The sequence below is a fragment of the Paraburkholderia steynii genome, assembly GCF_900100565.1.
GTDB classification, from domain to species: domain Bacteria; phylum Pseudomonadota; class Gammaproteobacteria; order Burkholderiales; family Burkholderiaceae; genus Paraburkholderia; species Paraburkholderia terrae.
In genome coordinates this window covers 384,648-403,144 of sequence record NZ_FNDI01000002.1, presented here as the reverse complement: position 1 = coordinate 403,144, position 18,497 = coordinate 384,648, and the positions used below count along the sequence as shown (strand labels likewise).

Sequence of the window (18,497 nt, the reverse complement as noted above, 5' to 3'; positions counted from 1 at the left end):
TACTTTTCTTTGCCGCCGCAAAGAAAAGTAGGCAAAAGAAAGCGGCTAACACCGCCAGCCCGTGTTCTTGTCCACGGGCCCTCAACGTCCCCACGCTTCACACGGCAGTGCCCTGGTTGGTGCTCGTTGCCAACGCTTCGAATGAATGCCTCACCCGCGTCAAATACCCGTACTCAGGCTAGCGGCAGCGAATGGTTTGCGCCGCCCAGGTGGCAAACTGTGTGTAGGTTGTCGCGTCGTACAGGGTAGCGCTCTTATAGGGTGGAACGCATGCGCTATCGGTCCGAAGTGATGCGTGTGGAGCACAAGGGGCCTACACACAGTTTGCCACCTGGGCGGCCGTGGACTGTCTGGCAAGGCGTGCTGCAACGCGGACATATGAAGCGGGTGAGGCGCAGCGCAAGAGCGTTGGCAACGGACATGGGTCACGTAGTTGCCGTGTGAAGCGTAAGACCCTGTGGGGGCCCTCAGGCAAACGCGTTGGCAACGAACATGGGTCACGTGATTGCCGTGTGAAGCGTAAGACCGGTTGGGGGCCCTCAGGCAAACAGAGCCTGGCGGTGTTAGCCGCTTTCTTTTGCCTACTTTTCTTTGCGGCGGCAAAGAAAAGTAGGTGCCGCCCCGCACAGGGGCGACGCGTGAAGCACGAAGGCAAATCGCGGATGCCAGCGCAGAGGCAAGCACACAACAGCAACGCCCGCGCCGCGAAGGCGCCAAGCGAATGCCCGCACAGGGGCGACGCATGAAGCACGAAGGCATAGCGCGGATGCCAGCGCAACCACAAGCAAACCAAACCAGCCGCGCCACGAAGACATAATGCGGATGCCAGCGCAAAGCCCAGAACAACCAAACCGCCCGCGCTGCGAAGCCGCTGCACAGAAGCCATCGCAACAGCCCGCATCCCAACAGCGTCGCAGACGAAAAACCAACCCTTCTAACAACACTTCCCAGCGCCACCGGCATACCTAGCCGCCTGCCGCTCCCGAAAAAACTCCTCATAAGACATAACATCACGATCCGGATGCGTAGCACCCATATGCGCGACATAAGTCTCATAGTCGGGCACACCGACCATCAACCTCATGGCCTGCCCGAGATATCGCCCAGCGTTGAGAACATCATCCCGAAGTCCTGAGAACATGGCGCGCTCCGTTTATTGCGTACCGCTTGCACGCTGCCCGGAAGGCAGAATCTCAAACGGCGTCTCCCGCACAGTCGGCCGATCAGCGCGTCGCGCACGAACCACCGCAAGCACGCCATAAAACACCACACTAACGACCACAAAAATGAACAACCCAGCCAGCGCAGCATCAACGTAATCATTGAACATGATCCGATGCATCTGCTCGATCGACTTGGCGGGCGCGACGATCTTGCCTGCATCGGCAGATGCACCGAGCTTCGCAGCATGCGCCAGAAACCCAACCTTCGGATTCGCGTCGAAAATCTTCTGCCAACCCGCCGTCATCGTACAGATCAGCAACCAGACGGTTGGCACGAGCGTGACCCACGCAAAGCGCTCACGCTTCATCTTGAACAGCACCACCGTGCCGAGCACCAGCGCAATCCCCGCCAGCATCTGGTTCGAGATACCGAACAGCGGCCACAGCGTATTGATGCCGCCAAGCGGATCGATCACGCCCTGATACAGGAAGTAACCCCACGCGGCAACGCACAGCGCAGTAGCGATCAGGTTCGCCGGCAGCGATTCCGTGCGCTTGAGAGCAGGGTGGAACGTGCCCAGCAGATCCTGCAGCATGAAGCGTCCCGCACGCGTGCCCGCATCGACGGCCGTCAGGATGAAGAGCGCTTCGAACAGAATCGCGAAGTGATACCAGAACGCCATCATCGCCTGGCCACCAATCACCTGATGGAGAATCTGCGCCATGCCCACGGCCAATGTCGGCGCACCGCCTGCACGCGCGACGATCGTCGTTTCGCCGACAGCCTTCGCGGTTTGCGTCAGCATGTCCGGCGTCAGCATGAAGCCCCATTGCGATACGGTCTGCGCAACCGCATCCGGCGTCGTGCCGAGCACGGCAGCGGGCGCGTTCATCGCGAAGTAAATGCCCGGCTCGATCACGGCAGCCGCCACCAGCGCCATGATCGCGACGAACGATTCCATCAGCATCGCGCCATAACCGATGAAGCGCGCGTTCTTCTCATTGTCGAGCAGCTTCGGCGTCGTGCCCGACGAGATCAGCGCGTGGAAACCCGATACCGCGCCGCAAGCGATCGTGATGAACAGGAACGGGAAGAGATTGCCCGACCACACAGGCCCCGTGCCGTCGACGAACTTCGTCAGCGCAGGCATCTTCAGTTCCGGCGCAACGACGAGAATGCCGATCGCGAGTCCGAGAATCGTGCCGATCTTCAGGAACGTCGACAGATAGTCGCGCGGCGCAAGCAGCAGCCACACAGGCAGCACCGATGCGACAAAGCCGTAGCCAATCAGAATCCACGTGAGCTGCGTGCCGCTGAACGTGAACCACGCGGCGAGCGCGGCATTGTCATGCACGCTCTGACCGAACACGATCGATGCCATCAGCAGCACGAAGCCGATCACCGACACTTCGCCGATGCGGCCCGGCCGGATGAAGCGCGTGTAGACGCCCATGAACAGCGCGATAGGGATGGTCGCGGCGACCGTGAACGTGCCCCACGGCGAATTGGTCAGCGCCTTCACGACGATCAGCGCGAGCACGGCAAGGATAATCACCATGATGAGGAACGCGCCGAACAGCGCGATCACGCCGGGCACCGTGCCAAGCTCCATCTTGACGAGATCGCCGAGCGAGCGGCCGTCGCGGCGCGTCGAGATGAACAGCACGATGAAGTCCTGCACGGCGCCGGCAAACACGACGCCCGCGAGAATCCATAGCATGCCGGGCACGTAGCCCATCTGCGCGGCGAGCACCGGGCCGACCAATGGGCCTGCACCCGCGATCGCCGCGAAGTGATGGCCGAACAGCACGTACTTGTTGGTCGGCACGTAGTCGAGACCGTCGTTGTGCCGCACGGCGGGCGTCATGCGCTGGCCGTCGAGTTGCAGGACGTGATTCGCGATGAAGCGGCTATAGAAGCGATAGGCGATCAGATAGACGCAGACGGCGGCGATCACGACCCAGAGGGCGCTGACCTTCTCGCCGTGCGCGAGCGCGATGGTGCCGAACGCGAATGCGCCTAGAAGCGCGACCGCTGTCCAGATCAGTAAACTGGATGCCCTGTTCATGGGAGTCTCCATAATTTTGTTTGCATGCCCGTCAGCGCCTGCTGGCGAGACCTCTGCGACGCACCAGAGGGAGCGCCGCGCATGGTCGAAGATGTGCCATGCTCATGGGCGTGTAGTATTCGTGTTCGTCGTGTGCGCCACAAGCGCACAACTACGTAAGCGCGCTACGTAGAATTACGTAGGCAGTCCGACCGGTTTTCCGCAGATGAAACTCAAGGCAAAGATCTTTCTACTCGCCCTCGTGCCGTTTCTGGCCGCGATCGCGGGCATTGCGCTCGGCGTGCGCCATCAGGCCACCGCGCTCGCGAGCGCGCAGCACGACACAACGCAATCGGCCTACATGGCGAGCAAGGAAATCGAACTGCGCCACTACGTCGATCTCGCGACTAGCGCGATCAAGCCGCTCTACGACGAAGCGGGTGTCAACGCACGCGACGACGCGATCCTGCGCAACCGCGCGCTCGCGATGCTCGAAAAAATGGACTTCGGCCAGGACGGCTACTTCTTCGTCTACGACATGCATGGCCGCTCGCTGATGCATCCGCGCGAGCCGGATCTCGTCGGGCGCGATCTGTGGACCTTGCGCGATCCCGCGGGCTCGCTGACCATCCAGCAACTCATCAAGGCGGCCGCCGAGGGCGGCGGCTATGTGCGCTATGTGTGGCATCGTCCATCGACGGGCAAGCTCGCACCGAAGCTTGGCTATGTCGTGCCGCTGCCGCGCTGGGGCTGGATGCTCGGCACGGGTATCTATCTCGACGACGTCGACACCACACTCGCGCGCATCGACCAGCGCGCATCCTCCGACATCGAGCACACCATGCTATGGATCGGCGCCATCGCGCTCGCGGGGCTGTGCGTGATCGCCGTCTGTGCGCTGGTGCTGAACGTCAGCGAATACCGCAGTGCCGACGCAAAGCTCAAGCGCCTCGCACAGCAGGTGGTCGAATCGCAGGAAAACGAACGGGCGCGGCTGTCGCGCGAACTGCATGACGGCATCAGTCAGATGCTGGTTTCCGTCAAGCTGCTGCTGGAGTCGGCGCTCGCGCGCTTCGAACTGAGCGAGCCGCGCGTGCAGCCGGCGGAAGCGGCGCTATCCACCGGCATCGGGCGACTCGGCGATGCACTGCGCGAAGTACGGCGCATCTCGCATGCGCTGCGTCCTTCGATGCTCGACGACCTCGGGCTGGCAGCAGCGCTCGAACAACTGACGCGCGAACTGAGCACGCAAAGCCATCTCGCGATCGGCTTCACGCAGATCGTTCACGATCATGCCGCGCAACTACCCGACACCGTCAAGACCGCGCTGTTCCGCGTCGCGCAGGAAGCGTTGACGAACATCTTTCGACACGCGCAGGCGACGCAGGCCGCCGTCTCGCTGGAAGTGTCTGCGCGCCGCGTCACACTGTCGATCAGCGACGACGGCCGCGGCTTCGACGTCGAACGGGTGCAGGCGGACCCAAGCGCGGGCGTTGGCTTGCGCAACATGCGCGAGCGGCTGGAGGCGCTGAACGGCGAGTTGCAGTTCGTGTCGCGGCCGGGCCATACGCTCGTCACGGCGACTGCGCCGCTTTTCGCGCGGGAAGCGCTTCATATCGAAATGCAGGCAGACCCTTCATGAACAGTCCCGCGGGCGCGGCGCGCCTTATCCTCGTCGACGATCATCCCCTCGTGCGCGATGGCTTGCGCGCGCGGCTCGATACCGTGCCGGGTTTCGCCGTGGTCGGCGAAGCGGGTAACGCCGACGAAGCGCTGGCGCTCGCGGCCGCGCACGAGCCGGATCTCGTGCTGATGGACGTGGGCATGCGAGGGATGAACGGCATTGCGCTCGCGGCGCTGTTTCATGAGCGCTTTCCGGGCATCCGCGTGCTGATGCTGTCGATGCACGACAACGTCGAATACGTGACCCAGGCGGTGCGCGCGGGCGCGAGCGGTTACGTGCTGAAGGATTCGCCGGGCGCGGAGATCATCCGTGCGATCGGCGCTGTGCTCGACGGCAAGACTTATTTCAGCGAAGGGCTCAGCGCGCGGCTGATTCACGCGTCGGCGATGCGCGATCCCATCGAACGGCTGACGCCGCGCGAGCGCGATATTCTCGATCAACTCGCCGAAGGGCTGTCAAGCAAGCAGATCGCGCAACGCAATGGTCTTTCAGTGCGCACCGTCGAAACGCATCGGTTGAATCTGAAGCGCAAGCTCGAGATCGAAGGGCAGGCCGAGCTGATCAAGTTTGCGGTGGAGCATCGGCGCACGGGGTGAGGCGGGCAGCAGAGGGCTGTCCGCCCGCCGCTCACACCTTCCTGACGAATTCCGACTTCAGACTCATCGCGCCGAAGCCATCGATCTTGCAATCGATATCGTGATCACTGTCCACCAGCCGGATATTCTTTACCTTGGTGCCCATCTTGACCACGCCTGCCGAGCCTTTCAGTTTCAGGTCCTTGATGACGGTGACGGTATCGCCGTCCTGCAAGACGTTTCCGGCTGAATCGCGATAGACCTTTTCGGCTGTTTCGGTCGGCATCACTGACTGCGCCGACCATTCATGCGCACATTCCGGGCAGATATAGACGCCACCGTCTTCGTACGTGAACTCGGAATTGCAACTCGGACAACGGGGTAGCGTGCTCATAAGTATTCCTTGATGCCTGGCGTCAGCAGTAAAAGCGCGGAAGTATAGCGCCATGTGACGTCCGGCTTTCCTGGAAACTGTGTCAATCGCTCGTCGCGTCAACGGGCGCTTGCGCATCGCTGCGTTTCGGCCTGCGCACAGCACGCAGTGTTCCGCTGTTGCCACCGCCGCAGAAGAACTGTTCAGCACCATCCGATTCGACGCCCGACACACGAACGCCTTCCGGCATATCGAGCATCTCCAGCACTTCGCCCGTGCGCGGATCGACGTGCCGCAAATCGCTCTGGTCGCCTTCCCACGTACCGTGCCACAACTCGCCATCCACCCACGTCACGCCCGTCACAAAACGGTTCGATTCGATCGTGCGAAGTATCGCGCCCGTCTGTGGATCGAGTTGATGGATCTTGCGTTCCTGATATTGCCCGACCCACAGCGCGCCTTCCGCCCACGCGAGCCCCGAATTGCTGCCCGCAGGCGCGGGAATCGTCGCAAGCACGCCGCCCGTCTGCGGATCGACCTTGCGAATCTGGTCGCCGGCGATCTGGTACAGGTGTTGTCCGTCGAACGCCGTGCCCGCCGTTGCGGGAACCTCGATAGAACGCACCGTTTTTCCGCTCGATGGATCGAGCGCGTTCACCGCTTCGCCCGAGGCGAACCACACGTGCTGGCCGTCATAGCTGACGCCATGCACGTTGTCGATGCCTGGAAAAGGTCCATATTCACGTACGATTTCAGCAGGTGAGCGTTTCATGCTTGCGTCCTCGTCGGTGAAGTGTCGAGCCTTACATGCTAATCGATTGGCAGCGCGGCGGGGAGTAACAAGACTGTCGCGAAACCCGGCATGGGTGGCATCATCCAGCGGCGCGCGCGGCCCTGACCGAACGACTGCACCTTGGCCGCCGACGCGAGTGTATCGAGCGCGCGCTGCACGGTTCGTTGACTCGCGCCGAGCGCAAGCGCGAGCGCAGAACTGGACCACGATTCGCCGTCCGCCAGCAAGGCCAGCAACGACGCGTGTTCTTCCTCGACGGGCCGCGCCAGCACGACGACTTCGGATGCGCGGCGCGGTGTCAGCGCGAAGCCGCGTTTCGTTGCATCGATATCGGCGAGCGCGCCGAGCATCGTGCGCAGCCGTCCGATCTCGACACGCAGGCGCGCGCGATGCGTTTCGTCCGCGTGCTTCATCCGGAATGCGCGCTCGATCAGTGTGTCGCGTGGCACGTCGTTGGGCCAGGCTTCGGCGAGCATTCGGGCCAGCGTGAACAGCACGGGGCGCGTGGCGAGCGGCACGACGTGGTCTCCGTCGCGCACGGCGTAACGGCAAGCGTCGATGACGAGCGCTTTCGATGCCATCAATGCTTCGACCTCTTCGAGCAGCAGAAGCCGTTCGTCGCCGCCTGCGATCAGACGCGCGGCGGGCGTAACCAGCAGGCGCGCTGCGCTTTCCACTTCCGCCGCGAGACCGGGAATACCTGCATGGCGCGCGGCGCGCCCGGCTCTCACCAGCGCTGCGCGCGCGGTCTTCGTGCGCAGACGCCGCATCGCGATGCCCGCGACGATCAGCTCGTGCGCGGCGCTCGATGCAGGCGGAAAGGGCGCGGCATCGAGACCGTCGAGCAGACGTTCGGCCTCGTCCAGATGCCCGATCAGCAGCAGACGGCGCACCTGAAGATTGCGCGCGTGCGCGGCGTTCAGACGGTCGTCATGCGCTTCGAGCGTCTGGCGTGCGGCTTCGAGCGATTTCGCGGGCCAGCCGAGATCGCGCGACGCAAGCGCAATCTCCGCTTCGGCGACGATGCATCGCGCGCGGGCAACGGCTTCCCTCGGACCGAACGCGCGCGCCGCGCTGCGAATCAGCGCCTTCGCGCGCGCGAGGTCGCCGAGTTGCGCCATCGCGATGCCGCGCAGCGCGAGCGCAGGCGCGTCGTCGCGCAACGCGACGCGGTTCAGCGCGCCGAGGGGATTACCCGCGGCGAGCGAGCGCGCGGCGGCTGCGAGGGTTGCGTCCATCTGAATCACGCCACACTTGTCACTCCCGTCCATTGGATGTCCCGCACTAATCTAGCACGACACGTTTCATCGACAGCACGCATTGGACATTCAACGGAGGGACGAACGATGAGCAAGCATACGGTCGCCACACGCGACGCATGGCTGAAAGCACGCCTCGAATTGCTGGAAGCGGAGAAGGCATTGACGCGGCGCAGCGACGAACTTGCGAGGCAGCGTGAGGCGCTGCCGTGGGTGAAGATCGACAAGCCGTACCGTTTCGAAACGGACGAAGGCAGCGCGACCTTGCCGGATCTTTTCAGGGGACGCTCGCAACTGATCGTCTATCACTTCATGTTCGGTCCCGACTACACGGCGGGCTGCCCGTCGTGCTCGGCGATCGCGGATGGCTTCGACGGCGTCGACGTGCATCTCGCGAATCACGATGTGACGCTGATGGCCGTGTCGCGCGCGCCGCTCGTGAAGTTGCAGGCTTACAAGGAGCGGATGGGATGGAAGTTTCCGTGGGCATCGGCGGACGGTAGCGATTTCAACTTCGATTTCAGCGTGTCTTTCACGGAAGCGCAGCAGCGCACGGGCGACATCGAGTACAACTTCGAGCGGGCGGGGCATGCAATGGATATGACGCCCGCGCCGGAACCCGTCGTGCGGTTCGCGGCCAGTTGCGGCACCGACGTGCCTACATATTCGCGCGACCGGCCGGGCATCAGCACCTTCGTGTACGAGGACGGCGTCGTGTATCACGCGTATTCGACCTACGCGCGCGGTGTGGATGGACTGTGGGGCATGTATCAGTGGCTCGACCGCGCGCCGAAAGGGCGTAACGAGCAGGGCATCTGGTGGCGGCGTCACGACGAGTACGCACGGCGCTGAGGTGGATCGTGGATTTCGCTGGCGTTTTCATGCGCACGGACACCTTGGAGGCCGTGGCGAATCCGCGTGCGTCGCGGCGCGCGTTCTTCGGAGTTGCGGCGCTGATCTTCGTGGCTTCGGCTGCGCTGACGGTTATCGGGTGCATGTCGATGTCGTCGATGAGCGAACTGCCGATGCCGGGCGGCTGGTCGCTGTCGATGACATGGGCGCCGATGTGCGGACAGAAGTGGCCACGCGTCGCGGCAACGTTCATCGGCATGTGGATTGTGATGATGGTCGCGATGATGCTGCCGTCGCTCGCACCCGTGCTGTGGCGTTATCACGAAGCCATCGGCAGAACGGGCGTGATGCGTGCGCGCTGGATGACTGCGCTCGCGGGCGCGGGCTACTTCTTCGTGTGGGCTGTTCTCGGCGTGATCGTGTTCGTGCTGGGCGTCGCATTGATGACGCTCGCGTTGCGAGTGCCGTCGCTGGCTCGCGCGATGCCCGTCGCGGCGGGCTGTGTCGTGCTGCTCGCGGGCATAGTGCAGTTCAGCGCATGGAAGTCGCGTTATCTGGCGTGCAGCCGCATGCTGACAGCGACGCGCAGCGCAAGCGAAGCGTGGACACAAGGCACACGCCTCGGCGTGCATTGCATCTTGTGCTGCGCGGGATTGACGTCGGTGCTTCTCGTCAACGGCATGATGGATCTGCGCGCAATGGCATTCGTGACGCTGGCGATCACGGCTGAACGTCTCGCACCGTTTCCCGATCGCATTGCGCAAGCGATTGGCGTTGTCATTGTCATTAGAGGCTTATGGATGCTCTTGCAAGCATCTTGACGAACGGCCGGCAAGCGAACCCACCGCTTGCCGGCCGCGACCTCAAATCGATTTTACTTCTCCGCCATCCATGCGCAGCGACGATCCCGTCATCCAGTGCGCGCCCGGCGACACGATGAACGCCATCAGTTCGGCAATTTCCTCGGGCTCGCCGTACCGCGCAATCCCTGCTTCCTTGGGAAACTTCGCCGTCGCTTCTTCGACAGTCATGTTGTGCAACGGCGCCCAATGCTCCAGATACGACTGGCGACGCCCCGTCATCACCGGGCCGGGCAACACGCTGTTGACCTGCACGCCGTCTTCGATGCCGCGATCCGAGAACGCCTTCGCCAACGCGACGATCGCCGCGTTGATCGTGCCGACGGCCGCATACGGCGCCTTCGGAAAAAGCGCGGAGTTACCCGACATCAGCACGACCGACCCAGACGCTGCCTTCAACGCGGGCCACGCTGCAATCGTCAGACGCCGCGCGCCGTGCAGCTTCAATGCAAGGCCGTGCTCCCACTGTTCGTCTGTCATATCGAACACGTCGATTTGCGGCACCGCGCCTGCAATGTTGAGCAACGCGTCGATCCGGCCAAACGACGCGAGCGCCTGATCGACGACTTCCTGCGCGGCATTCGGCAGCGACAGGTCGATGTCGATCGCGAGCGCCTTCGCGCCCGCATCGATCACAGCCTGCGCCGTTTCGTCCAGGTTCTCGCGATTGCGCGCGACCAGCACCAGCGCGCCGAAGTCCTTCGCCAGTCTGATTGCCGTCGAACGGCCGATCCCCTGGCTCGCGCCCGTGACGATCGCTACTTTGCTTGACATGTCTGTTCTCCTGGTTGGATGGGTCAACAGGGTTTAGTGGACGACGACCATCTTGCCGCCCGCTTCATTCGCTTCCATCACGCGGTGCGCTTCATGGATCTGATCGAACGAGAACACGCGCGACGGCTTGGCCTTGAGGCGGCCAGCAGCAACATCGGCGGCGATGGCTTGCAGCGGCACATCGGACAGCGGAAAGCCCGGCGTGCCGAACACGAAGCTGCCGAAGAACGTCAGGTACACGCCGCTCGCCATTTGCAGCAACGGATTGAAATCCGCGATCGGCGCGAGGCCGCCCAACCACCCGGCGAGACACGCGCGGCCGCCACGGCGCAGCATCGCGAGCGAATCGAGAATCACGCTGTTGCCGACCAGATCGAGCACGGCGTCGATCTGCTTCGCTTCTGCGATGCGCTTCGACAGATCGGGGCCTTCCAGTTCGACGCGTTCTGCACCGAGTGCTTTGAGCATGTCGAAGCGCGCCGCACTGCGAGTCGTCGCGATCACCTTCGCGCCCGCATTCACCGCGAGATTCACGGCGGCCTGTCCAAACGAAGAAGTCGCGCCGCGAATCACAACGGTTTGCCCTGCCTTGAGTTCGAGGTTGCGGAACAGGCATGTCCACGCCGTCGCGTAGGTTTCGGGGATTGCCGCGAGTTCGGCCCAGGGCAGATCCGATTCGATCAGCGCAACGTTGGAAACGGGTGCCCGCGTGTATTGCGCGTAGCTGCCGTTGATCGTGCGCCCGAGCCCACCCATCAGCGCGGCGACTTTCGCGCCGACGGGAAACTCGCCGCCGGGACACGACTTCACGATGCCCACGCATTCGATACCGCTCACCTTCGCCGCTTCGGCCCATTCGCCGCGCCGCATATGCATTTCGGCGTGGTTGATGCCGAACGCCTTGATTTCGATGACGACGTGACCTTCCAGCGGTTCAGGTTCCGGCAGTTCCGTATAGACGAGGCTGTCGATACCGCCGAACTTTTCGAGCACGATTGCACGCATGAGGATTCTCCTAAGGGGGATGGCGCGTCGGTCGACGCAGTGTGTAATCGGGCGAACCAGCGGTTCGCCCATAGGTTTCAGCGAGTCAGAAAGCCGGTGATGGCGGCGGCGATGTCAGTCGCATGTGTTTCGAGCGCGAAGTGGCCCGTATCGAAGAAACGCACGTCCGCGTTCGGCAGATCGCGCTTGAACGCTTCGGCGCCGGGCGGCAGGAAGAACGGATCGTTCTTGCCCCACACCGCGAGGAACGGCGGCTGGTGCGTGCGGAAGTACTGCTGGAACGCCGGGTACAGCGCGACGTTGCTTTGATAGTCGCCGAACAGGTCGAGCTGGATTTCGTGCGCGCCCGGACGGTTCATGTAGTAGTTGTCGAGCGAATAGCCGTCGGGCGAAACCTGCGTCGCGTCGCTCACGCCGTGCGTGTATTGCCAGATCGTCGTGTCACGGGTCAGCATGGCCCGCAGCGCGTCGCGGTTCGCTTGCGTCGGCTCCCTCCAGTACGCCTGAATCGGATTCCAGCCTTCGCTCAGTCCTTCCACATATGCGTTGCCGTTCTGCGAAATGATCCCCGTGATGCGCTCGGGGTGCTTCAGCGCGAGCCGAAAGCCCGTCGGCGCGCCGTAATCGAAAACGTAGACGGCGTAGCGGTCGAAGCCGACCACTTCCGTGAACCGGTCGATCACATTGGCGAGGTTATCGAACGTGTAGGCGAATTGGCCGCGCTCCGGCATGTCCGACTGGCCGAAGCCCGGCAAATCCGGCGCGACGATATGAAACCGGTCCGCGAGCAGCGGAATCAGGTCGCGGAACATATGGCTGGAACTCGGAAAGCCGTGCAGCAGTAGCAGCTTCGGCGCGCCGGCGCGGCCCGCTTCCCGATAGAACACGTTGAAACCGTCAACGTCGGCGCGGCGATGGGCAATCGTGGACATGGCGTTTCTCTCCGTAAAGATAAATTTCACTCGACTCAATCAACGCGACTTGTGCCGCGCCTTGCTTCAGAATCGCGCAATTCTGTGTAACCGTTCAGAGCATGTTTTATAGGTTACGAATTGACGATGTAACTTGTCAAGTGCTTTTTTAGTGGTTACGATGGAGTCATCGTCACCTTACATTTGTCATAGCAATGGACTACCGCCAGATACCGGCCATGTTTTTGGCCGACGCGCCGGGGCTCGATTTCCTGAATTCGATCGCGACGCCCGTCGATGTCCCCGTCGACTGGATCAGCGACGGCGAAGGGCTGCTGCGTTGGCTCGAACAGGCCGGCATGGTGCCGCCCGAAGCGCTCGCGTCGATCCGCTCACGCGCGACGCCCGCCGAACTCGACGAGATCGCGGCGAACGCGCGCGAACTGCGCGAGTGGTTTCGGGGCTACGTGAAAAAGAGGAAAGGGCATGCGCTCGCGGCGACCGATCTGCGCGAACTCAAACCCGTGAACGCGTTACTCGAGCGCGACGAGCAGCATGGCGAGATCGTCGCGAACGGTTCGGACGCGCCGACCGCGTTTTCGTTTCGCACGGTGCGGCGCTGGGAGTCGGCGGAGTCGTTGTTGATGCCGATCGCCGATGCGCTGGCGAAACTCGTCTGCGAAGAGGATTTCACGCAGGTGAAAGCGTGCGAAGGCCCGGCATGCACGCTGCTGTTCGCCGATCACACGCGAGGCCATGCGCGCAGATGGTGCAGCATGGCCGTCTGCGGCAATCGGGCGAAGGTGGCCGCGCATCGGGCGCGGCTCAAGGAGAAGAGTCGGGAGTAAAGCACGTGCAGTGCTTCATATTTTTCTGGAGGAGAACGCGGTATGAATCACATCAAGGCCATTGCATTCGACCTGTACGGCACGCTGTTCGACGTGCATTCGGTTGCCGTCCAGTGCGACGAGCAGTTCCCTGGACGCGGCCAGGAAATCAGCAACGTATGGCGGCAGAAGCAACTCGAATACACCTGGCTGCGCAGCCTGATGAACCGCTATATCCTGTTCGAGCACGTGACGGAAGAAGCGTTGCGCTTCACGATCCGGCATCTTGGGCTGGAGCTTGACGAACGTGCGTGCCGTTCGCTGTCGGATGCGTATCTGCGTTTGCAGGCTTATCCGGAAGTGCCCGATGCGCTGCGCGCGTTGCGGGATCGCGGACTGAAGCTCGCGATCCTGTCGAACGGCTCGCCGCATTCGATCGACGCCGTCGTGACTAATGCAGGGCTTCGGAACAGCTTCGACCATCTGCTGAGCGTCGATCCCGTGCGCGTCTACAAGCCGGACAATCGCGCTTACGAACTCGCGGAACAGACGTTTGGCGTCGGCCGAAGGGAAATTCTGTTCGTGTCGTCGAATGCGTGGGATGCGACGGGCGCGCGCTACTTCGGTTTTCCAACCTGCTGGATCAACCGTGGCGGCAAGACGTTCGAGGAAATGGGACAGCGGCCGGACTGGGAAGTGAACGGTCTGGATCGTCTGGTGACGTTGTTCGCTTCGGCCGCTGGCTGAAAGCGCGCGATTGGCGTCTGTCAGCCACGCGCGCGTCGTGCTGTGTTTCCAGCGTCACGATGCGCGCGCGCTACGCAGACCTTCGATTCGCCACTTCAGATAACGCCGCTTACTGCGGCTTGCCCGACGCAAGCTGCTGATTGCGGTCCGTCAAAAACCGCAGCAGTCCATCAATGCCGCTCTGCTGGATCGTTTCACCGAACTGCTGCCGGTACGTCTGCACGAGCCACGCGCCCATCACATTGAGGTCGTACACGCGCCAGCCTTGCGGCGTCTTGCGCAAACGGTAATCGATCTCGACGGGCTGCGCATTGGTAGAGGCGATCGTGCGCACGACGGCGTCGGTGTCCGTCGGCGCGACGCGCATCGGCGGATAGTCGATCTTCTGATCCGGCTTGAGCTGCGCGAGCGCGCCCGAATACAGATGGATCAGCAGCATCTTGAACTGTTGCACGAGCTGTTGCTGCTGCGCGGGCGTGGCCGTGCGCCAGTAGCGGGCCAAGGCAAGCTGCGTCGTATGTTCGAAGTCGATATAAGGCAGGATGTCCCGGTTCACGATGTTCATGATGCGCGGGATATCCGATGGGTCGATCGCCTGCGTGTGGACTTCGTCGAGCACCTGCTGCGTCACTGACTTGATCAGTATCTGCGGATCGGAGCTATCGACGGTCTGCGCCGATACCGTGTTGCCGAAGGCAAACATCGTGAAGAACAGGACGGCAACAAAAAATCGCGATCTGATGTGGGCAATGTTCATGATGTAAATGCGTTGTCTAACAACACCGGCGAGGGGTTTCGCCGTGGCCACAGCTATTGTAGGGGCGTTGCAAAAAATCGGCAGCGAGGGTGTCCGTCATCGTTGAAACCTATGACGGGCAGAGCAATCTGGTATTTGCGTTGAGGCAGGGCAGGCTTTCAAATAGAGGCTGCTAACGAAGCTCAGGCTCGTGATTCTTCTATAAGTGGAGACGCCCGTGAAAGTGCTGGTCCCTGTTAAACGAGTGGTTGACTACAACGTGAAGGTCCGCGTGAAGTCGGACAACACGGGAGTCGATATTTCGAATGTGAAGATGTCGATGAATCCGTTCGATGAAATCGCTGTTGAAGAGGCGGTGCGGTTGAAGGAGGCGGGTGTTGTCAGCGAGGTTATCGCTGTGTCTTGCGGTGTCGCGCAGTGTCAGGAAACGCTGCGCACGGCACTGGCGATCGGCGCGGATCGCGCTGTGTTGATCGAGTCGAATGAGGAACTTCAACCGCTGGCTGTCGCGAAGTTACTCAAGGCGCTGGTTGACAAGGAACAGCCGCAACTGGTGATTCTCGGCAAGCAGGCGATCGACGACGACTCCAATCAGACTGGGCAAATGCTCGCTGCTCTGGCGGGGCTGCCGCAGGCGACGTTTGCATCGAAAGTTGTGGTGTCGGATGGCAAGGCGACGGTGTCGCGCGAAGTGGATGGCGGCGCGGAAACGTTGTCGCTTACGCTTCCGGCTGTGATCACGACCGATCTGCGCCTGAACGAGCCGCGCTACGTGACTCTGCCGAACATCATGAAGGCGAAGAAGAAGCCGCTCGAAATCGTGAAGCCCGAAGATCTAGGCGTCGATGTCACGCCGCGTCTGAAGACGCTGAAAGTCAGCGAGCCGCCAAAGCGCTCGGCTGGTGTGAAGGTGGCTGATGTGTCTGCACTGGTCGAGAAGCTCAAGACCGAAGCCAAAGTTCTCTGAAGTACAGGAAAGAACATGACGATTCTGGTAATTGCTGAACACGACGCCCCGAAGGAAGCCCCCTTGGGGGGCAACGCGGCGCTGAAGGCAGCGACGCTCAATACAGTTGCTGCTGCACAGAAGATTGGTGGCGACATTCATTTGCTGGTGGCGGGGCACAACGCGCAAGGCGCGGCTGATGCGGCTGCGAAGGTGGCGGGCGTGTCGAAGGTGTTGCTCGCCGATGCGCCGCAACTGGCAGCAGGCCTCGCGGAAAACGTCGAGGCGACGGTGCTGAACATCGCGAAAAATTACTCGCACATCCTCGCACCGGCGACGGCTTACGGCAAGAACATCGCGCCGCGCATCGCTGCAAAGCTCGACGTCGCGCAGATCAGCGAGATTACGGCTGTGGTGAGCGCCGATACATTCGAGCGCCCGATCTACGCTGGCAACGCCATCGCCACGGTTCAATCGCACGATTCGATCAAGGTCATTACGGTGCGCGCAACGGGGTTCGACGCCGTTGCAGCAGAAGGCGGCGATGCATCCATCGAGAAGATCGATGCAGCGCCTGACGCAGGCATCTCGCATTTCGTGAGCCGTGAAGTGACAAAGCTCGATCGTCCGGAACTGACGTCGGCGAACGTCATCGTGTCGGGCGGTCGTGGTCTTGGCAGTGGCGAGAACTACACGCAAGTGTTGGAGCCGTTGGCAGACAAACTACAAGCCGCGTTGGGCGCATCGCGCGCAGCCGTCGATGCTGGCTATGTGCCGAACGACTATCAGGTCGGTCAAACCGGCAAGATCGTCGCGCCGCAGTTGTACATCGCGGTCGGCATCTCGGGCGCGATCCAGCACTTGGCGGGCATGAAGGACTCGAAGGTCATCGTCGCGATCAACAAGGACGAAGAAGCGCCGATTTTCAGCGTCGCGGATTATGGCCTCGTCGGCGATCTGTTCAACGTTGTGCCAGAACTAACGGGCGCGCTGTGACGAACATACTTGTCAGGAGTCGAGATGTCACAGCCTGTTGATCGCCAGCATCGCTCGTTTCTGTTCGTTCCGGGCACGCGTCCGGAGCGCTTCGAGAAGGCGCTAAGCAGCGGCGCGGACGCCGTCATCGTCGATCTCGAAGATGCCGTCGCACCCGACGACAAGGACCGCGCCAGACAGGCCGTAGCCGCGTGGCTCTCGCCGGAGCGCCCCGTGTTGATCCGCGTGAACGCCGTCGGCACGCCGTGGTTCGAGCAGGACGCCGCGCTGGGCAAGCTGCGCGGCGTCGCGGGCATCGTCTTGCCGAAAGCGGAGCGTGCAGCCGATGTCACCACGCTCGTTTCGCGGACCCGAAGCACGATGCCCGTCTTCCCATTGATCGAAAGCGCGAAGGGCATGTGGAACGTGCTCGAAGTCGCGAACGCGCCTTTCGTGCATCAACTGATGTTCGGCACACTCGACTTTTGCGCCGACATGGGCATGGCATCCGATGGCGAGGAACTCGATACGTTTCGCGCGAAGCTCGTGATGATTTCGCGCGTCGCGGAGATACGGCCGCCCATCGACGGCGTGACGCCCGCCATCGACGATACGCAACTACTCGAAGCCGAAACGACAAAAGCAAAGCGCTGGGGATTCGCGGGCAAGCTCTGCATTCATCCCAAACAGGTTTCCACGATCAACGAGTGCTTCGCGCCTGGCGAGGCGGAAATAGCGTGGGCGAAGAAAGTGCTCGACGCGTTCGAGCGCGCGAACGGCGCAGCCGTGGCGGTGGACGGGAAGATGGTCGACCGGCCCGTTATCCTTCGCGCGCAAGGCATTCTCGACGCAAGCCGTGGCGTGTAGAACTGCATCGCACGTCCATCGAGCAAGCGGCAGTATAAAATGGGCTCCCAGCCCAAGCGCCCTAGCACGTAACGACAAACCGAACGGCGCTCATCACACAACTGCTCACACCTTCAACCGCTCATGGACGTTCGCCAGCTCCGTTACTTTGTCAGCATCGTCGATTACGGCAGTCTTGGCAAAGCGGCGGAAAAGCTCTTTGTCGCGCAGCCTTCACTGAGTCAGCAGATGGCGCGTCTCGAAGAAGAACTCGGCGTGTCGCTGCTATTGCGCAGCAATCATGGCGTCACACCGACGGCTGAAGGCGATGCGCTCTATCGTCATGCGCGGCTCGTGCTTCGGCAGATGGAACAGCTCAAACAGGAAGTGACGAAGGGCGCGGGCAGCGAGTCGGGAACGGTGGCAGTCGGCTTGCCGACGACTATGGCATCGGTGCTCGCCGTGCCGCTCTTCGAGCGGATTCAGGACCGCTATCCGGGCATCCGTCTGCAGTTCTTCGAGAGCATGAGCGGCTATCTCAACGAGTTGCTCGCGAACGGCAGACTGGACCTCGCGATCCTGTTTCGCGAGTCCGATACGCCTGGAATATCCGCGTTGCCCGTGCTCGACGAGACGCTCTATCTGCTCGGCGAACCAGGCGGCGCGGTCTCGCCGCGTTCAACTACCTGTCCGCTCGCGAAGCTCGCGGGCGTCAAGCTGGTTGCGCCTGGTGTGTCGAATGGCTTGCGCCTTCTGATCGAGCGGACCTTTTCGAGCGAGAAGGTCGAGCTGAACATCATCGCTGATATCGATTCGTTGCCGTCGATGCTTCTGATCGCCCATTCGGGCCGGGCCTGCACGATTCTGCCGTCGTCGGCGCTCGCGCAACTCGATCAAACCCGCATGCCGAAGATGCGCAAGATCGTCGATCCCGTCATTCGCCGTCCTGCCAGCATCTGCTGGCCGAACGGCGTGCCGATGCATTCGGCGACGGTGGCCGTGCGGCAAACGCTCATCGAGTTGATTGCGGAGCAGGTCGAATGCGAAACATGGCAGGGCGTGACGCTGCGCAAGCAAGCCACGCCCGGTTGATTTCGATCTG

General features: G+C 62.1%; 19 protein-coding genes. 10 read left to right on the top strand and 9 right to left on the bottom strand.

What is annotated here, in order from left to right:
- Positions 1 to 934: 934 nt before the first annotated feature.
- Both BLT65_RS05725 and BLT65_RS05720 read right to left on the bottom strand, forming a co-directional pair.
- Positions 935 to 1,141, bottom strand: coding sequence for a YbdD/YjiX family protein (locus BLT65_RS05725; RefSeq protein ID WP_091775796.1), 207 nt, complete (start codon positions 1,139 to 1,141; stop codon positions 935 to 937).
- A 12-nt stretch (positions 1,142 to 1,153) separates the two neighbouring features.
- Complete coding sequence (locus tag BLT65_RS05720; RefSeq protein WP_091775793.1) at positions 1,154 to 3,232, bottom strand: carbon starvation CstA family protein; 2,079 nt, start codon at positions 3,230 to 3,232, stop codon at positions 1,154 to 1,156.
- Positions 3,233 to 3,437: 205 nt separating this feature from the next.
- Between BLT65_RS05720 and BLT65_RS05715 the strand changes: the two genes are divergently transcribed.
- Positions 3,438 to 4,853: a cache domain-containing protein gene (locus BLT65_RS05715; RefSeq protein WP_091775790.1), complete on the top strand. Its 1,416-nt coding sequence runs from the start codon at positions 3,438 to 3,440 to the stop codon at positions 4,851 to 4,853.
- Positions 4,850 to 5,491, top strand: a complete 642-nt coding sequence (locus BLT65_RS05710) for a response regulator (protein ID WP_007576985.1) — start codon at positions 4,850 to 4,852, stop codon at positions 5,489 to 5,491. The genes BLT65_RS05715 and BLT65_RS05710 overlap by 4 nt, the downstream gene beginning before the upstream one ends.
- Before the next feature lie 31 nt (positions 5,492 to 5,522).
- Here BLT65_RS05710 and BLT65_RS05705 read toward each other — a convergent pair whose 3' ends face one another.
- The 3 genes from BLT65_RS05705 to BLT65_RS05695 form a co-directional block, all read right to left on the bottom strand.
- A complete protein-coding gene (locus tag BLT65_RS05705) occupies positions 5,523 to 5,864 on the bottom strand; it encodes a zinc ribbon domain-containing protein YjdM (RefSeq protein ID WP_091775787.1) in 342 nt (113 codons plus the stop codon).
- 82 nt (positions 5,865 to 5,946) lie between these two features.
- On the bottom strand, positions 5,947 to 6,615 hold the full coding sequence (locus tag BLT65_RS05700) for a Vgb family protein (RefSeq protein WP_042306234.1): 669 nt from the start codon (positions 6,613 to 6,615) through the stop codon (positions 5,947 to 5,949).
- A gap of 38 nt (positions 6,616 to 6,653) precedes the next feature.
- Positions 6,654 to 7,874 carry an ATP-binding protein gene (locus BLT65_RS05695; protein ID WP_091776149.1) on the bottom strand — a complete coding sequence of 407 codons (1,221 nt, stop codon included), beginning with the start codon at positions 7,872 to 7,874 and terminating at the stop codon, positions 6,654 to 6,656.
- Between the two features lie 108 nt (positions 7,875 to 7,982).
- Here BLT65_RS05695 and BLT65_RS05690 point away from each other — a divergent pair, with 108 nt between their 5' ends.
- Both BLT65_RS05690 and BLT65_RS05685 read left to right on the top strand, forming a co-directional pair.
- A complete protein-coding gene (locus tag BLT65_RS05690; protein ID WP_091775784.1) occupies positions 7,983 to 8,747 on the top strand; it encodes a DUF899 domain-containing protein in 765 nt (254 codons plus the stop codon).
- A gap of 29 nt (positions 8,748 to 8,776) precedes the next feature.
- The gene (locus BLT65_RS05685) at positions 8,777 to 9,568 is read left to right on the top strand and encodes a DUF2182 domain-containing protein (RefSeq protein ID WP_208545733.1); all 792 of its coding nucleotides are present in this window, start codon (positions 8,777 to 8,779) and stop codon (positions 9,566 to 9,568) included.
- Between the two features lie 42 nt (positions 9,569 to 9,610).
- Here BLT65_RS05685 and BLT65_RS05680 read toward each other — a convergent pair whose 3' ends face one another.
- From BLT65_RS05680 to BLT65_RS05670, 3 genes are all read right to left on the bottom strand, one after another.
- Positions 9,611 to 10,381: an SDR family oxidoreductase gene (locus BLT65_RS05680; protein WP_007744344.1), complete on the bottom strand. Its 771-nt coding sequence runs from the start codon at positions 10,379 to 10,381 to the stop codon at positions 9,611 to 9,613.
- Positions 10,382 to 10,414: 33 nt separating this feature from the next.
- On the bottom strand, positions 10,415 to 11,386 hold the full coding sequence (locus tag BLT65_RS05675) for a zinc-binding alcohol dehydrogenase family protein (RefSeq protein WP_091775782.1): 972 nt from the start codon (positions 11,384 to 11,386) through the stop codon (positions 10,415 to 10,417).
- Between the two features lie 77 nt (positions 11,387 to 11,463).
- On the bottom strand, positions 11,464 to 12,318 hold the full coding sequence (locus BLT65_RS05670) for an alpha/beta fold hydrolase (RefSeq protein WP_091775780.1): 855 nt from the start codon (positions 12,316 to 12,318) through the stop codon (positions 11,464 to 11,466).
- Between the two features lie 194 nt (positions 12,319 to 12,512).
- Here BLT65_RS05670 and BLT65_RS05665 point away from each other — a divergent pair, with 194 nt between their 5' ends.
- Positions 12,513 to 13,145: a CGNR zinc finger domain-containing protein gene (locus tag BLT65_RS05665; RefSeq protein ID WP_091775777.1), complete on the top strand. Its 633-nt coding sequence runs from the start codon at positions 12,513 to 12,515 to the stop codon at positions 13,143 to 13,145.
- Positions 13,146 to 13,187: 42 nt separating this feature from the next.
- Positions 13,188 to 13,871, top strand: coding sequence for a haloacid dehalogenase type II (locus BLT65_RS05660; RefSeq protein ID WP_091775774.1), 684 nt, complete (start codon positions 13,188 to 13,190; stop codon positions 13,869 to 13,871).
- Between the two features lie 109 nt (positions 13,872 to 13,980).
- On the opposite strand, the gene BLT65_RS05655 is transcribed toward BLT65_RS05660, so the two are convergent.
- On the bottom strand, positions 13,981 to 14,574 hold the full coding sequence (locus BLT65_RS05655; protein WP_397326868.1) for an MlaC/ttg2D family ABC transporter substrate-binding protein: 594 nt from the start codon (positions 14,572 to 14,574) through the stop codon (positions 13,981 to 13,983).
- 271 nt (positions 14,575 to 14,845) lie between these two features.
- Between BLT65_RS05655 and BLT65_RS05650 the strand changes: the two genes are divergently transcribed.
- From BLT65_RS05650 to BLT65_RS05635, 4 genes are all read left to right on the top strand, one after another.
- On the top strand, positions 14,846 to 15,595 hold the full coding sequence (locus tag BLT65_RS05650) for an electron transfer flavoprotein subunit beta/FixA family protein (protein ID WP_091775772.1): 750 nt from the start codon (positions 14,846 to 14,848) through the stop codon (positions 15,593 to 15,595).
- Between the two features lie 15 nt (positions 15,596 to 15,610).
- Complete coding sequence (locus tag BLT65_RS05645) at positions 15,611 to 16,570, top strand: electron transfer flavoprotein subunit alpha/FixB family protein (RefSeq protein WP_091775769.1); 960 nt, start codon at positions 15,611 to 15,613, stop codon at positions 16,568 to 16,570.
- Between the two features lie 24 nt (positions 16,571 to 16,594).
- Positions 16,595 to 17,416: an HpcH/HpaI aldolase/citrate lyase family protein gene (locus tag BLT65_RS05640; RefSeq protein ID WP_091775766.1), complete on the top strand. Its 822-nt coding sequence runs from the start codon at positions 16,595 to 16,597 to the stop codon at positions 17,414 to 17,416.
- A 123-nt stretch (positions 17,417 to 17,539) separates the two neighbouring features.
- Complete coding sequence (locus tag BLT65_RS05635) at positions 17,540 to 18,487, top strand: LysR substrate-binding domain-containing protein (RefSeq protein WP_091775763.1); 948 nt, start codon at positions 17,540 to 17,542, stop codon at positions 18,485 to 18,487.
- Positions 18,488 to 18,497 lie beyond the last annotated feature (10 nt).